The organism is Vibrio sp. D431a (assembly GCF_030248655.1).
Classification (GTDB): Bacteria; Pseudomonadota; Gammaproteobacteria; order Enterobacterales; family Vibrionaceae; genus Vibrio; species Vibrio alginolyticus.
In genome coordinates, this window is record NZ_JAHGAP010000037.1 from 1 (window position 1) to 13,534 (window position 13,534).

The 13,534-nt window shown below is 45.6% G+C and carries 11 protein-coding genes; 2 read left to right on the forward strand and 9 right to left on the reverse strand.

Going from position 1 to position 13,534, the window contains the following annotated elements; translation table 11 throughout:
* Positions 1-871 precede the first annotated feature (871 nt).
* Together KJB35_RS25705 and KJB35_RS25710 are read left to right on the forward strand one after the other, a co-directional pair.
* Positions 872-2,443: an ABC-F family ATP-binding cassette domain-containing protein gene (locus KJB35_RS25705; RefSeq protein ID WP_256900679.1), complete on the forward strand. Its 1,572-nt coding sequence runs from the start codon at positions 872-874 to the stop codon at positions 2,441-2,443.
* On the forward strand, positions 2,440-3,597 hold the full coding sequence (locus KJB35_RS25710; protein ID WP_017635555.1) for an MFS transporter: 1,158 nt from the start codon (positions 2,440-2,442) through the stop codon (positions 3,595-3,597). Before KJB35_RS25705 ends, KJB35_RS25710 begins: the two co-directional genes overlap by 4 nt.
* A gap of 74 nt (positions 3,598-3,671) precedes the next feature.
* On the opposite strand, the gene fis is transcribed toward KJB35_RS25710, so the two are convergent.
* From fis to KJB35_RS25755, 9 genes are all read right to left on the reverse strand, one after another.
* A complete protein-coding gene (fis, locus tag KJB35_RS25715) occupies positions 3,672-3,968 on the reverse strand; it encodes a DNA-binding transcriptional regulator Fis (protein ID WP_000462885.1) in 297 nt (98 codons plus the stop codon).
* 23 nt (positions 3,969-3,991) lie between these two features.
* Positions 3,992-4,960 (reverse strand): tRNA dihydrouridine synthase DusB, encoded by a 969-nt coding sequence (gene dusB / locus KJB35_RS25720; protein ID WP_005382505.1) that lies wholly within the window; start codon positions 4,958-4,960, stop codon positions 3,992-3,994.
* A 139-nt stretch (positions 4,961-5,099) separates the two neighbouring features.
* On the reverse strand, positions 5,100-5,987 hold the full coding sequence (gene prmA / locus KJB35_RS25725; RefSeq protein WP_005382507.1) for a 50S ribosomal protein L11 methyltransferase: 888 nt from the start codon (positions 5,985-5,987) through the stop codon (positions 5,100-5,102).
* 165 nt (positions 5,988-6,152) lie between these two features.
* Complete coding sequence (gene accC / locus KJB35_RS25730; RefSeq protein ID WP_005382509.1) at positions 6,153-7,496, reverse strand: acetyl-CoA carboxylase biotin carboxylase subunit; 1,344 nt, start codon at positions 7,494-7,496, stop codon at positions 6,153-6,155.
* A gap of 14 nt (positions 7,497-7,510) precedes the next feature.
* Positions 7,511-7,972, reverse strand: a complete 462-nt coding sequence (gene accB, locus KJB35_RS25735) for an acetyl-CoA carboxylase biotin carboxyl carrier protein (protein ID WP_025768820.1) — start codon at positions 7,970-7,972, stop codon at positions 7,511-7,513.
* Between the two features lie 61 nt (positions 7,973-8,033).
* Positions 8,034-8,483: a type II 3-dehydroquinate dehydratase gene (gene aroQ, locus KJB35_RS25740; protein ID WP_005382360.1), complete on the reverse strand. Its 450-nt coding sequence runs from the start codon at positions 8,481-8,483 to the stop codon at positions 8,034-8,036.
* Positions 8,484-8,786: 303 nt separating this feature from the next.
* A complete protein-coding gene (gene acs / locus KJB35_RS25745; protein WP_005386359.1) occupies positions 8,787-10,739 on the reverse strand; it encodes an acetate--CoA ligase in 1,953 nt (650 codons plus the stop codon).
* A 237-nt stretch (positions 10,740-10,976) separates the two neighbouring features.
* Entirely contained in the window at positions 10,977-11,606 is a 630-nt protein-coding gene (locus tag KJB35_RS25750; RefSeq protein ID WP_025768818.1) for a 3'-5' exonuclease, read from the reverse strand.
* A 33-nt stretch (positions 11,607-11,639) separates the two neighbouring features.
* Positions 11,640-13,466, reverse strand: coding sequence for a DUF294 nucleotidyltransferase-like domain-containing protein (locus tag KJB35_RS25755; protein ID WP_262630478.1), 1,827 nt, complete (start codon positions 13,464-13,466; stop codon positions 11,640-11,642).
* Positions 13,467-13,534: the final 68 nt, after the last annotated feature.

Consider the following 13,534-nt stretch of genomic DNA (forward strand, 5'->3'; position numbering starts at 1 on the left):
CTTTCATATTGAAACCTTGCATCTAGAGGCAGGCTTCCCTCTGGCGATGCTTTCTAAGCCCTGTTATGAGTGAAGTGGAACTCAGTTTTGTGTGGTTTCTACTGAACCGGGTCCTAGTATCGAGCGCTAGTTCTCAGCCCTTATGCTTACTTACCAAAGCTTCCTTTATTATTACCTGGAAAATTTATTCACTAGGTTATGTTATTTTCGGGGGAGATTTCTCTGCTTTAGATGTTTTGATTTAGCCATAGGCGCTTATTAATATAAACTCAGCGCATTTAAAACTTTCCAAACATGGATTTTGTTTTGTCGATCTATTTAAGCTAGTGTCTTAAAGTGTATTCGCTACTTCTTCCCTCTAACCCTCTCCAACCTACAAAGCCACCACTACATTCGTATAACGTGAGCGGTATAGGTGCTCTCATAGTTGTGTTTGCTGAGTAAGTCGTTCACCTAGCACATTGACTGAGGAAAAGTCTTCTTTCAGTGGACCTTCGTGTAAGTCACGATAGTTTTAATAATTATCTGGTACTTTTTATTCTAAAGGTGTACGCTTCACATCGAATATTTTTTCGACAGTAAATCATGTTATATCTCTTGTTTAAAAGCTTTGTAAGAAGGCTGAACTCCGTGCAAAAAACGCGATGAAGTGTTGCTCGGAGTCTTAAATTAATCTTCATCAGGTGTTTTATGTGTGGGTAGCTTCGCTGAAGTTATACGCAGGCGTCTCTACACCTGATAAAAGAGAAGAGATGGCCGGTGATATTTCATCATCGGCCTTTTTGTATCTGTTAAGCAGCTACAAAGCATTACCCAGTATTGAAATAAGGGCCGGTATTGATCACCGGCCCTTTTTTATTTGGTTGAAAACATGAGTATTTTACAAGTTAAAAATTTGTCTTATCAGATAGCCGATAAGACATTATACAACAACGTGACCTTTCGTATTAACGTGGGAGAGAAAATAGGTATCACTGGAGCGAATGGCGTTGGAAAAAGCACCTTATTAAAATTGCTTATTGGTGAATTATCTGCAGATAAGGGCTGCATTGACTGGTTACCAAACCTTGAGGTGGGGTATTTAGAGCAACATTTTAAGATGGATAATGCGCTGACGGTTTATGAATGCTTAAAGAGTGCTTTTGAGAACTTATACGCTGCCGAGCAGAAGCTTTGGACTTTGTATCAGGCGATGACCGAGTCTCACTCTACATCTCTTTTAAGCCAAGTCGCTCGGCTACAGGCATATTTAGAAGATGAAGACTTCTATGCAATTAATACCAAAATTGAACGAGTTGCTGTAGGTCTTGGTATTTATCAATTTGGCTTAGATACACCGCTTGTCTCGCTAAGTGGTGGTCAAAGACACAAAGTCCTTTTAGGCAAGTTGTTACTTCGCAACCCCGATGTGTTAATTCTTGATGAGCCGACAAACTATCTTGATGCTTCGCACATTGAATGGCTAGTCGCGTTTCTCAATGATTACATTGGCACCGTTTTACTGGTTTCTCATGATATTGATTTCCTTAATCAAGTAGCGACCAGTGTTTGTGATATTGATTATCAAACGGTTCGAAAATACAGCGGTACTTATGTCAAAGCAATGCAGCAAAAGCAGCACGACGGTGCTTTATTAGAAAAGCAATATAAGGCTCAGCAAAGTGAAATTCGAAAGTTAGAGAAATTTGTTGCCCAAAATGGTGCAGGAGTTAACGCCAGTCTTGCTAAAGGGCGTAAGAAGAGACTGGATAGAATCGAACGTATTCAACTGAATCATGTAGAGAAAGTATCGACGTTTGACTTTGCTTACCAGCCCATTGAGCAACCGAATGTGGTTGAGGCAAAAGCGTTGATGATCGGTTATCAGCAGCCTCTGCTTCCAGTATTTGATATCACGTTAGCGCGCGGGGAAAAGTTGGTTGTTGCTGGCTTTAACGGCGTGGGTAAGTCGACCTTACTTAAAACCCTGATGGGGAAGATCGAGCCACTCTCTGGTGAGGTGGTATTGGCAAAAGGTGCAATGATTGGTTATTTTTCTCAAGATTTGTCTTGGCGCCATCCTCAGAACACGCCTGAACAGGAGCTGTGCTCTTGTGCGCCAACAATCTCAAGCAAAGAGTCACGCAAGCTATTAGCTCGCTTTGGGATCACGGGGGATAAGACGCAGCGCCACTTAGATACATTGAGCGGTGGTGAGCAAACTCGGGTGAAACTGTGTTGTTTATCGGTTCAGAAATGCAATGTTTTGCTGTTGGACGAACCAACAACACATTTGGATAGCAGCAGCAAAAATGCGCTTAAAGAGGCTCTCCAGCGCTTTTCCGGTAGCGTGATTGTGGTATCTCATGAGAAGGCATTTTTGCAATCTTGGCCTGATAGAGTTTTAGATATTTCGTTGCTCACTTGTGCTGAATCGAAAACAGAACAGGAGGTGGAGCTATGATGCAGTCCATGATCCTATTTCTCGTTGCTTTTCTTGTTGGTGCTGATGAGTTGATGCTTGGATCTATTCTTGAACCCATCGGAAATGATTTAAGTGTTCAACCGAGTCAGGTTACCTTATTTATTACGGCATATAGTTTAGCCATAGCAATTTGCGCTCCTTACTTGGGCCGTTTATCAGACCGAGTTGGGCGTATTCGTATCATGGTGCCTGCTTGCTTTGTATTTGGGGTTGCGTCTATTACGACGGGCATAGTTCATGATTTTGAACTTGCTATTGCAACTCGAGTGATCACTGGTATTGCAAGTGCAGGCATGTTACCAATTGCATTCGCGTTAGCGGGAGACGCGAAGGGTAATAGAGCGATGCGTCAAATTGTGATGGTTCAGGCGGGATTAACGCTAGGTATGATAACTAGCCCGGCGATCGGAGCATTGTTGACCCAGCTTTTATCATGGCGTGCCGCTTTTATTATTTTGGGCGTGGCGGCTCTCTTTGTCGGTGCCATGAGCGTAGTGTCCATGAACAACAAGCATAATGAGTCCAAGAAGTCAGATACTCTGCCACCTATCACAGACGTCATTCATCTTCCATGCGCGTTGAGGGCGATTCTAGCGATGTGTTTAGGCCTAGGGGGAGGTATTGGTGTATTTAACCTGATAGGCCTTCATATTCGAGATACCAGCGAGTTGGCGCTCGGTTGGGTGGGTGCTATTTATGCTGCTCTAGGGATCGTGAGTGTGGTTGGAAATATGTGCGTGGGGAGAGCTTGCCGTTGGCTTGGTAGCTCTCGAGCTGTTATGCGAGTGGCTTTAATGGTGTGCATACCTTGCAGTGCATGGGTGTTCTCAAGTGAGATGAGTACGGTTACCGCTTATCTTCCAGCTCTAGTGCTCTGGTCTCTTGCTGGAGGGGTTGGTTCTCCGGCATTACAAGCACATATCGCAAGCTTATCTGATGAATATCGAGGTGTGTTAATGTCTTTTGGAATGAGTATGATGCACTTTGGTGTCGCGATTTGGTCTGCCTTGGCGGGCTTCGCGTATTCTGTAGGCAATGAATGGGTCGCTTTCGTGGCTTTGCTATTGTTTGGCTCAGCAGTAGTTATCTTAAAGCCAGTTGGTAATACTGAACAAAGTGAGCGTTATTCGTAGTGTTTTAGTAGATAAAGAAAAGCCGTTACCTAAAAAGGTAACGGCTTGTTCCAAATACTTTTTGAAAAACGGTCTTAGTTCATGCCGTATTTCTTAAGTTTCTTGCGAAGAGTACCGCGGTTGATACCCATCATAGTTGCTGCGCGAGTTTGGTTACCGCGAGTGTACTGCATGATAGTATCTAGTAGTGGCTGTTCAACTTCAGCTAGAACTAATTCGTATAGTTCTGTTACTTCCTGGCCGTTTAGTTGAGCAAGGTAGTTTTTAAGAGACGCTTTAACAGAGTCACGTAAAGGCTTCTGAGTAATCTGGTCTTGTGACGTTACTGTAGTTACTGTTAATGCTTCTGAAGTCAGATTTTGTTCGAACATATTCGGTCTAGCTCTTCTCTTAATTATGATGCAACGTTATCAAAATAACCTTCTAACGCCTCAATTTGCAGCGGAGCTGCGTCGATAGCGTTGAAGGTACGGCGAAACTCACTTGCCTGTTCATGCTCTTTCAGGTACCACCCAACGTGCTTGCGCGCGATACGTGGACCTAAGAACTCCCCATAAAACTCATGCAGAGCATTTACATGACCAAGCATAATGGTTTTCACTTCCTCAGTTGGAAGTTCCTCCATTGTGGTGCCGTTTTCCAAATAGTGATGGATTTCCTGGAAAATCCAAGGACGACCCTGGGCAGGGCGTCCAATCATTAAAGCGTCCGCACCGGTGTACTCCAGTACAAATTTGGCTTTCTCCGGGCTATCGATATCACCGTTCGCGATAACCGGAATTGAAATCGCCTCTTTTACCGCTTTAATGCTGTCATATTCGGCCTCACCTTTGTACATACATGCTTTCGTTCTGCCATGCAGAGCAAGAGCTTGTATGCCGCAGTTTTCGGCTAATTTAGCGATCTGGACACAGTTCTTGTTGTCTGTATCCCAGCCAGTTCGAGTCTTTAACGTTACAGGAACGTCCACTGCATTCACGACCGCTTTCAAAATCTCTTCGATAATGTTTGGGTATTGAAGCAGAGCAGAGCCCGCTAGCTTCTTATTCACTTTTTTTGCCGGGCAGCCCATGTTGATGTCGATGATTTGTGCACCGTTCTCAACACTGAATTGAGCTGCGTCCGCCATAAGCTGTGGATCGGAACCCGCAATCTGTACAGAGCGAATGCCCGATTCGCCCTCGTGTACCATGCGCTGTTTCGACTTTGACGTTCCCCATAGTTTTGGGTTAGCAGACATCATTTCACTGACGGCCATTCCCGCACCATAGCGAAGACACAACTCGCGAAACGGTCTATCCGTTACACCAGCCATAGGGGCTACGATTAGATTGTTCTTAAGTTGATAGTTTCCGATTTTCAAAACGTCATCACAGTTCTGTACCAGCAAGGGCGCGCATTTTACGCATTTTTTCACTGCGTGAAAAGACTAATATTTGAGCATTTACAAATTGTTTTTGTAAATTGTATGAATTTCAAACAATTAGCTCTGAAAACCTTGTCTAGCCTTGCTTACGACCAGAGATGCGACACCATTCACTTTGCTCAACAATCGGGTCAATGTGAAGCTCGTCACGGTAATAGTTCGCAACATCTTCAGCTTGAGTGTCTAATACGCCGGACATAGCGAGGTCGCCATTTGGCTTAACTAGTCCTTTGATGATAGGTGCAAGTTCACGTAAAGGTCCCGCAAGGATGTTGGCCACAACGACGTCAGCGACGAGACCTTCTGGTTGATTTTGCGGTAAGTAAACTTCTAGTTTGTCTGCAACGCCATTACGCTCAGCATTGTCTTTTGAAGCAAGCAGGGCTTGAGGATCAATGTCGATCCCTATCACTTTTTCAGCGCCCAGTTTGATCGCTGCGATCGCAAGAATACCTGAGCCACAACCGAAGTCGATAACGGTCTTACCGCTTAAGTCCATGCTTTCTAGCCACTCAAGACAAAGTGCTGTTGTAGGGTGAGTACCCGTACCGAATGCAAGGCCTGGATCCAACATAACATTAACAGCGTCAGGATCTGGAATGTCGCGCCAGCTTGGGCAAATCCATAGGCGTTCACCAAATTTCATTGGGTGGAAGTTTTCCATCCATTCGCGTTCCCAGTCTTTATCTTCAAGCTGTTCTACTTTGTAAGCAAAATTGTCAGCCAGCATATTGCTCGCTTTAATTTGGTCGATGATGAAGTTAGTGTCTGCTTCTGCATCATACAGTGCCAGAATATCAGTATCGCCCCATAAGCGAGTTTCGCCAGGTAGAGGTTCGAATACAGGTGTATCCTGCGCGTCTAAGAATGTAACAGACAGCGCGCCAGTCTCTTCCATTAGCATATCGCCGATTTGCTCAGCGTTTTCATTGGTCGCGTTGAGTTTGATTTGAATCCAAGGCATTGGTTTTTGCTCTTAAAGTGAATGAAGTGGCGCAGAGTTTACCAGAACTCTACGATTTGTTTGAGTATATACCCAAATAAGCCGATTTATATGTTGAGCCCTTTGCGTACATATAAAACAAAAATGCCCACGGGAGTGGGCATTTTTTAAGACGTTTGCTTAGGCTTATTGTAAGCCAAGCTTCTTCTCTAGGTAGTGGATGTTTGCACCACCGTGTTGGAAGTTTTCGTCATTCATAATGGAGAATTGCAGTGGCACGTTAGTTTTGATGCCTTCGATGATCATCTCACCCAGTGCGTTTTTCATACGTGCAATCGCTACATCACGGTTCTCACCGTAAGTGATCAGTTTACCAATCATTGAATCGTAATGAGGTGGTACTGTGTAGCCTGTGTAGATATGAGATTCCCAACGTACACCCATACCGCCAGGAGCGTGGAAACGCTCGATCTTACCCGGAGATGGTAGGAAGCGCTCAGGGTCTTCTGCGTTGATACGACACTCAATCGCATGGCCACGGATCTTAATATCATCTTGAGTGAATGACAGAGGCTGACCCGCTGCAACACGAAGCTGTTCTTTGATTAGGTCGATGCCAGTAACCATCTCTGTTACTGGGTGCTCTACCTGAATACGAGTGTTCATTTCGATGAAGTAGAACTCACCGTTCTCGTATAGGAATTCAAACGTACCTGCGCCGCGGTAACCGATCTCGATACATGCACGAGTACAGCGTTCACCGATGTACTTACGCATTTCTTCGGTGATACCAGGTGCTGGAGCTTCTTCCACTACTTTTTGGTGACGACGTTGCATTGAACAGTCACGCTCACCAAGGTGGATTGCGCCGCCTTGACCGTCAGCAATAACCTGAACTTCAACGTGACGAGGGTTTTCTAGGAATTTCTCCATGTAAACCATGTCATTGTTGAACGCCGCTTTTGCTTCAGCACGTGTCATTGCAATGGCTTGGATAAGGTCTTTCTCTGCGCGAACAACACGCATACCACGACCGCCGCCGCCGCCAGATGCTTTGATGATTACTGGGTAACCAATGCGCTTAGCAAATGCTTTGTTTTTCTCTTCGTCATTGTCTAGAGGGCCGTCAGAACCCGGTACACAAGGAACGCCTGCTTTCTTCATTGCATTGATAGCAGATACTTTATCGCCCATTAGGCGGATAGTGTCTGCCTTTGGACCAACGAAGATGAAACCACTGCGCTCAACTTGCTCTGCGAAGTCTGCGTTCTCAGACAGGAAGCCGTAACCTGGGTGGATAGCCACAGCACCAGTCACTTCTGCTGCAGAAATGATGCGTGGAATGTTTAGGTAGCTGTCGATACCACGAGCAGGGCCGATACATACGGTTTCGTCTGCGAGTAGTACGTGCTTAAGATCGCGGTCCGCTGTTGAGTGAACAGCGACGGTCTTAATACCTAATTCTTTACAAGCGCGAAGAATACGAAGTGCAATTTCACCTCGGTTCGCGATGACTACTTTGTCTAGCATAAGGCAAGCCCCGCTTATTCGATTACAACAAGAGGTTGGTCGAATTCAACTGGTTGGCCGTCTTCAGCTAGGATTGCTGTAACAACGCCAGATTTGTCCGCTTCGATTTGGTTCATCATTTTCATTGCTTCAACAATACATAGAGTATCGCCAGCATTTACTTTCTGACCCACTTCTACGAATGCTTTAGAGTCTGGGCTTGGAGAGCGGTAGAAAGTACCAACCATTGGAGAAAGAACTTGGTGACCTACAGGTGTTGCTGCTGGAGCTTCTGCTGCTGGTGCTTCCGCTACTGGTGCCGCTGCTACTGGAGCAGGTGCCGCTGCTGGAGCTGCTGCGTAGTGAATTGGTGCTTGAGGGGCTGCAGTGCCATGACGGCTGATGCGCACTGACTCTTCACCTTCAGAGATCTCTAGCTCAGCAATGCCAGACTCTTCAACTAACTCAATTAGCTTCTTGATTTTACGAATATCCATCTTTTCTTTCTCTTTTATCTTGTGATTAAGACAACCCTCGTAGGGTTGCAGAGTGTTAGGGTTACTTTGCCTGTAGCTTATTGATCGCTGCAGACAGAGCAAATTCATAACCTTGTGCGCCTAAACCGCAAATCACACCCTCTGCTTTATCTGACAGATAAGAGTGATGACGGAATGGTTCACGTGCGTGCACATTTGATAAGTGCACCTCAATAAATGGGATGGCGACGCCAAGTAATGCATCTCGCAGCGCCACACTAGTATGAGTGAAAGCCGCTGGATTGATGATGATGAAGTCAATCTTGCCATAGGCAGCGTGAATGGCTTCAATCAGTTCGTACTCACGATTTGATTGTAGGTGTTCCAGTTCTACCCCAGCGTTATGGGCTTGCTCTGTAAGAGTATCCACAACTTGAGCTAAGGTACTGTGACCATAGTGTGTCGGTTCGCGCAGACCCAATAGATTAAGATTTGGTCCGTTTAGAACAAGAATCCGTGACTTTGCAGACATTGTGTTGCTATCTTCCCTTATCGTGAGTGGAACGTTTATATTCCCAAATATACGATAGTTCAGCACGATTTTTTTGTTAAAACCGAGCAAATTTTAAAAAATCGACCAAGATTATAGCTAATTCATAGCAATTAGCAGCAATTTACTGGTCTAATCTCCTAATAGCCACTCTCGTTTCTGTAACCAAGTTAACAAAAACAACATAATTGCCATATTTTTTGTGTGGCCAATTTGTGCACTAAAGCAAAAAACCGCCATGAGTGATGGCGGTTTTTAAAGTGCTTTTAAAACAGTTGGTTGAATTTATGCCAATTCTGCTTTCTCTGCGATAAGTTTATCTACAACGCTCGGATCGGCAAGCGTTGATGTGTCTCCGAGGTTGCTGGTATCACCCGTTGCAATTTTACGCAGGATTCGACGCATGATCTTACCAGAACGAGTCTTCGGTAAGGAATCCGTCCAGTGCAGTACATCTGGTGTTGCAATTGGACCAATTTCTTTACGCACCCAATCTTTCACTTCTTTGTGTAGCTCTGCTGACGGGAATTCACCATCGTTCAAGGTAATGTAAGCGTAGATAGCTTGGCCTTTGATATCATGCGGAATGCCCACAATAGCGGCCTCAGCAATTTTATGATGTGCGACAAGAGCCGATTCTATTTCAGCGGTACCCATGCGGTGACCCGACACGTTTAGTACGTCATCAACACGGCCCGTGATCCAGTAGTAACCGTCTTCGTCACGACGAGCCCCATCACTAGTAAAGTACATTCCCTTGAAGGTTGAGAAGTAGGTCTGTTCAAAGCGCTCGTGGTCGCCATAAACAGTACGCATCTGACCTGGCCATGAATCAAGGATCACCAAGTTACCTTCTGCTGCGGTTTCTTCAATGATGTTGCCCATGTTATCAACCAGTGCAGGTTGGACTCCGAAGAATGGTCGAGTTGCTGAGCCTGGTTTTAAATCTGTTGCACCTGGTAGTGGTGCAATTAAGATACCGCCGGTCTCTGTTTGCCACCAAGTATCAACGATAGGCGAGCTCTCGTTACCAATCGTTTTGTAGTACCACTCCCACGCTTCAGGGTTGATAGGCTCACCTACTGAACCCATCACACGTAAGCTTGAACGAGATGTCCCTGCTACCGCTTCGTTACCTTTTGCCATTAGTGCACGAATAGCGGTTGGCGCAGTGTAGAGAATGTTCACTTGGTGCTTATCAACCACTTCACTCATCCGAGCCGTGCTTGGGTAGTTTGGAACACCTTCAAACAGAATGGTTTTGGCCCCGTTCGCTAGTGGACCATAAATTAGGTAAGTATGGCCTGTAATCCAGCCCACATCCGCGGTACACCAGAAGGTTTCACCTGGTTGATAATCGAAGACATATTTAAAGGTCATTGCCGCGTAGACGAGGTAACCGCCTGTGGTATGTAGTACGCCTTTAGGTTTACCTGTCGAGCCAGATGTGTAGAGGATGAACAGCGGGTCTTCGGCTTTCATCTCTTCTGGTGGGCAAACGTCAGAAACGTTGGCTGTTGCTTCGTGCCACCAAACATCACGGTGTTCATGCCATTCAACATCACCACCTGTACGTTTAAGCACGACGACTTTATTGATGGTTTTTACGTCTGGGTTGGTTAGTGCTTCATCCACGTTCTTTTTCAGTGGAACAGCGCGTCCGCCACGTACGCCTTCGTCTGCGGTGATCACGACTTTAGCGTCAGAGTCGATGATACGGCCGGATAGTGCTTCTGGTGAGAAACCGCCAAATACTACGGTGTGAACCGCACCAATACGGGTACAAGCGAGCATAGCCACAGCGGCTTCTGGCACCATTGGCATGTATAGACACACCACGTCTCCCTTGCGTACGCCTTGCTCTTTCAATGCGTTGGAGAATTTACACACTTCTTTGTGCAGTTCGTTGAAAGTGAGTGTTTTGTCGTCGGCTGGATCATCGCCTTCCCAAATGATGGCGACGTCGTCCCCGTGTTCTGCAAGATGACGGTCAATACAGTTAGCCGAGACGTTCAGTGTGCCATCTTCAAACCAGCGAATATCAACATGGCCAGTGTCGAAAGAAGTGCTTTTTACTTTGGTGAAAGGTTTGATCCAATCAACGATTTTGCCGTGTTCGTTCCAGAAGCCCTCTGGATCGGTTACCGACTGCTGATACATGGCTAAGTAAGTATCATTATCCGCGTGTGTATGAGTTTTAATATTTTCTTTTACCGGATAAACGTGGGCTTCGCTCATGGCTTCTCTCCTTGTGCCTTATTTCTCGGCCTTACACCAATCTAGATAAGATTTTGAATATATTTTTGTAGGGCTGTTTTTTGGTTCTAAATAACTTGGTCGTGGTAATGACGACGTTGTGCTTATAACTGTCAGTCACCGCGCGTATTTCCACAATTAGACTTTAGGATGAGAGTGATAGAAGCGCCGGGAAATCGCTGAAACAAAAGTATTTCTGGGAGCTAGGTCAACTGATTTTTATGTATACGGTGCGGTTAGGTTGGGTAAATCGCCTTTCGTTAAGCGGACAAAGACCAAAGCGGCAGAAATCGCGTCTTGCAAAGCGTCGTGTTTGTCTTGGATAGGAAGTTCGAGGTGTTTACAAATGGCATCCAGACTTAAGTCGAAATAGGCATTCGGCAAATGTCGTTCCAACTTATCGTGATAAATCTGACTGACCTCGATCAGTGGGTTAGGAAGTGGGAAGCCAAGTTGCCGCAGACAAGCAAGGTCTAAGATCTTTTTATCGTAACGAATGTGATAGCCCACAAGTGGTCGGTTGCCGATAAAGTCGAGCAGCTCGAGCAGCGCCTCTTTTTCACTGATGCCATCGACTAAGTCTTGGTGGCGAATTCGATGGATCTTGACCGAGCCAGAGTCGAGCGATTGTGGCGCGCGTAAGCGGACTTCAAATGGTTGACTGGTGATGATGCGGTTGTCGATGATCTTGGTGGCTGCAATAGTCACCAGCTCGGCGCGATTTGGGTCAAGGCTGGTGGTTTCGCAGTCAAGAGAGACGTATTCTGTTTTATCTGGCGTGCAAAACAGCGACTGATAAGGCGAACCTTTCAATTTGTAGTACCAGTATTTGCGTTGTAACCAGTTCATTGCTTACGCCTCTGTGATTTATGAAAATCAGGGTTAATCACGAATTTGATAATGGAAGCCTAAAAATTGCTTAAATTTCTTCACCACATGTAAGCTGTGGCGAAGCAAATCACGCTCAGTTCTATCCAGTTGTTTAATATCAATGTTATTCAACGCTTCTTGCTTTTTGAGTTGCTGATTAAGGCGAAGTTTAAAGAACAATTTCAGTGCTTCGTTGAGATTATCTGCTGTTTCGGGTTCTAAGATGCGCTTATTTCTCAGAGCTTCAATGCGTTCAAACGTGTTCTTCTCTTCAATGGCATACTCCAAAGACAAGGCGCGAATGCCGTGTACAATTGGGAAAATACCGCCGCGTTTAATGTCCAATCCGTTTTTAGCACTTTTTACGTTGCCAAATAGAGTTAGGGGCACCGAAAACTGCAAGGCAGGGCGAGTAAAGTCAGACAATATCAACATGCGATCTTTCATTGTGTCACGAAGATGCGCCGCAATTGGAGCCAGCAGCTCGCAATTCCCAGCAACAGCATGGGCGTCACTGAAAATGGCTAAGTCCATGATTTGTTCTGGTTCGGCTTTAGCTATCCAGTGGTTTAGGGTGCTTATCCATTCTTGCTGTGTTTTGACCCATTTCGGGTTGTTAACCATCACTTTACCCGGGCAAAGTGGATAACCGAGCTGTTGTAGGGTGTGTGTGAAGGATCGCATCACTTGTTCGCAATGAGGCCATTCCAAACCATCTTGAATAATCAGGGCATTGTCTTGATCGGTTTTGAGAATTTGCTCTCCTCGGCCTTCAGAGCCGAGTACGATCAAGCAACAATGGTCGTGCAAGGCTGGTGGTATCACTAACTCGAACGCTTTCTCGATAATTTGTTCGTTTACGGCTGAGATAAGCTCCATGATGAAGCGAGTGCGGATGCCGTTTTTCAATAAGCTCTCGACCAATTGACGTTGGCGGTTTGAGGCCAAAGCGAGCTCTTCCACGCTGCTTGCTCGAGCAATACTGAGCGTTAACACGTGAGAGTGGGTTGAGAACGCGCTAAGAATTTGGGTCATATCCAGCATGCCGACGGCTCTGTTGCCTTCACATACCATGAGGCGTTTCATTCTATTTCTGGTCATTGTGATCATGGCGTTGAATAGAAAGTCTCCATCATCAACGTGATAAACAGGAAAGCTCGCGATCTCACCCACTGGTGTGTCGAGCGCGCAACCATCTATCATCACAGAATGCAGCATATTAGTACGAGTCACTATTGCGTACGGGTGGGCTGATGGCCATTTTTCCAATCGTGGATCATCGCCATGGAGTTGAACCAATGCAGCGTCAATCCCATTTTCTTTTAAGGAACGTGTTACCTCGTTAATTGGTGTATTTGGTTCGAGGATCATCGGTGGGTGATAAATGCTGCGGTCAACTTTAGTGAGAATAAACTCCGCTAAGTTTTGCTGTTGATGGGCCGCTTCGATGAGCTCTTGCCGTTTCGATAAATTGTTATCGAAATAGGCTGCAAACTGGCCATTTTCGTTGTAAAGGGCAAGGAAAATTTCTTTCGGCAGTAGGTAAGAGAGCGTGTCCTCAAGCGCGATGTAGTGATGACGTACCTTGTCTTCAAGTAACGAGCGTACATCGAACATATCGTCGTTGGCATAATGTGCGAACACTTCCTGTTGATCGTTGGAGCGCTCTTCTACCGCGCCTTTGATCAGAATATGTAAGTGGGGGTTCTTCTGTCCGCAGGATAAAATAACATCTCGAGCTCGATAGTAGGCGACGTCCAGAGACGATCGCAGTCGCGTTTGTTGTGCTTCAGTTAAGCGATCGAACGGTGGAGATTGCATGTTAAATTTGTCAGGCATGAGAACACCCAATAATGATGGAAGGAACACTCTCTAAGTCTGACAAATTTCTTACCGGAAGCCAGACG

What these genes read in the sequence shown, in the direction of transcription:
- fis (WP_000462885.1), bottom strand. Translation starts at nt 3,968, where the DNA reads ATGTTCGAACAAAATCTGACTTCAGAAGCATTAACAGTAACTACAGTA.
- acs (WP_005386359.1), bottom strand. Translation starts at nt 10,739, where the DNA reads ATGAGCGAAGCCCACGTTTATCCGGTAAAAGAAAATATTAAAACTCAT.
- KJB35_RS25755 (WP_262630478.1), bottom strand. Translation starts at nt 13,466, where the DNA reads ATGCCTGACAAATTTAACATGCAATCTCCACCGTTCGATCGCTTAACT.
- KJB35_RS25705 (WP_256900679.1), top strand. Translation starts at nt 872, where the DNA reads ATGAGTATTTTACAAGTTAAAAATTTGTCTTATCAGATAGCCGATAAG.
- prmA (WP_005382507.1), bottom strand. Translation starts at nt 5,987, where the DNA reads ATGCCTTGGATTCAAATCAAACTCAACGCGACCAATGAAAACGCTGAG.
- KJB35_RS25710 (WP_017635555.1), top strand. Translation starts at nt 2,440, where the DNA reads ATGATGCAGTCCATGATCCTATTTCTCGTTGCTTTTCTTGTTGGTGCT.
- aroQ (WP_005382360.1), bottom strand. Translation starts at nt 8,483, where the DNA reads ATGTCTGCAAAGTCACGGATTCTTGTTCTAAACGGACCAAATCTTAAT.
- accC (WP_005382509.1), bottom strand. Translation starts at nt 7,496, where the DNA reads ATGCTAGACAAAGTAGTCATCGCGAACCGAGGTGAAATTGCACTTCGT.
- accB (WP_025768820.1), bottom strand. Translation starts at nt 7,972, where the DNA reads ATGGATATTCGTAAAATCAAGAAGCTAATTGAGTTAGTTGAAGAGTCT.
- KJB35_RS25750 (WP_025768818.1), bottom strand. Translation starts at nt 11,606, where the DNA reads ATGAACTGGTTACAACGCAAATACTGGTACTACAAATTGAAAGGTTCG.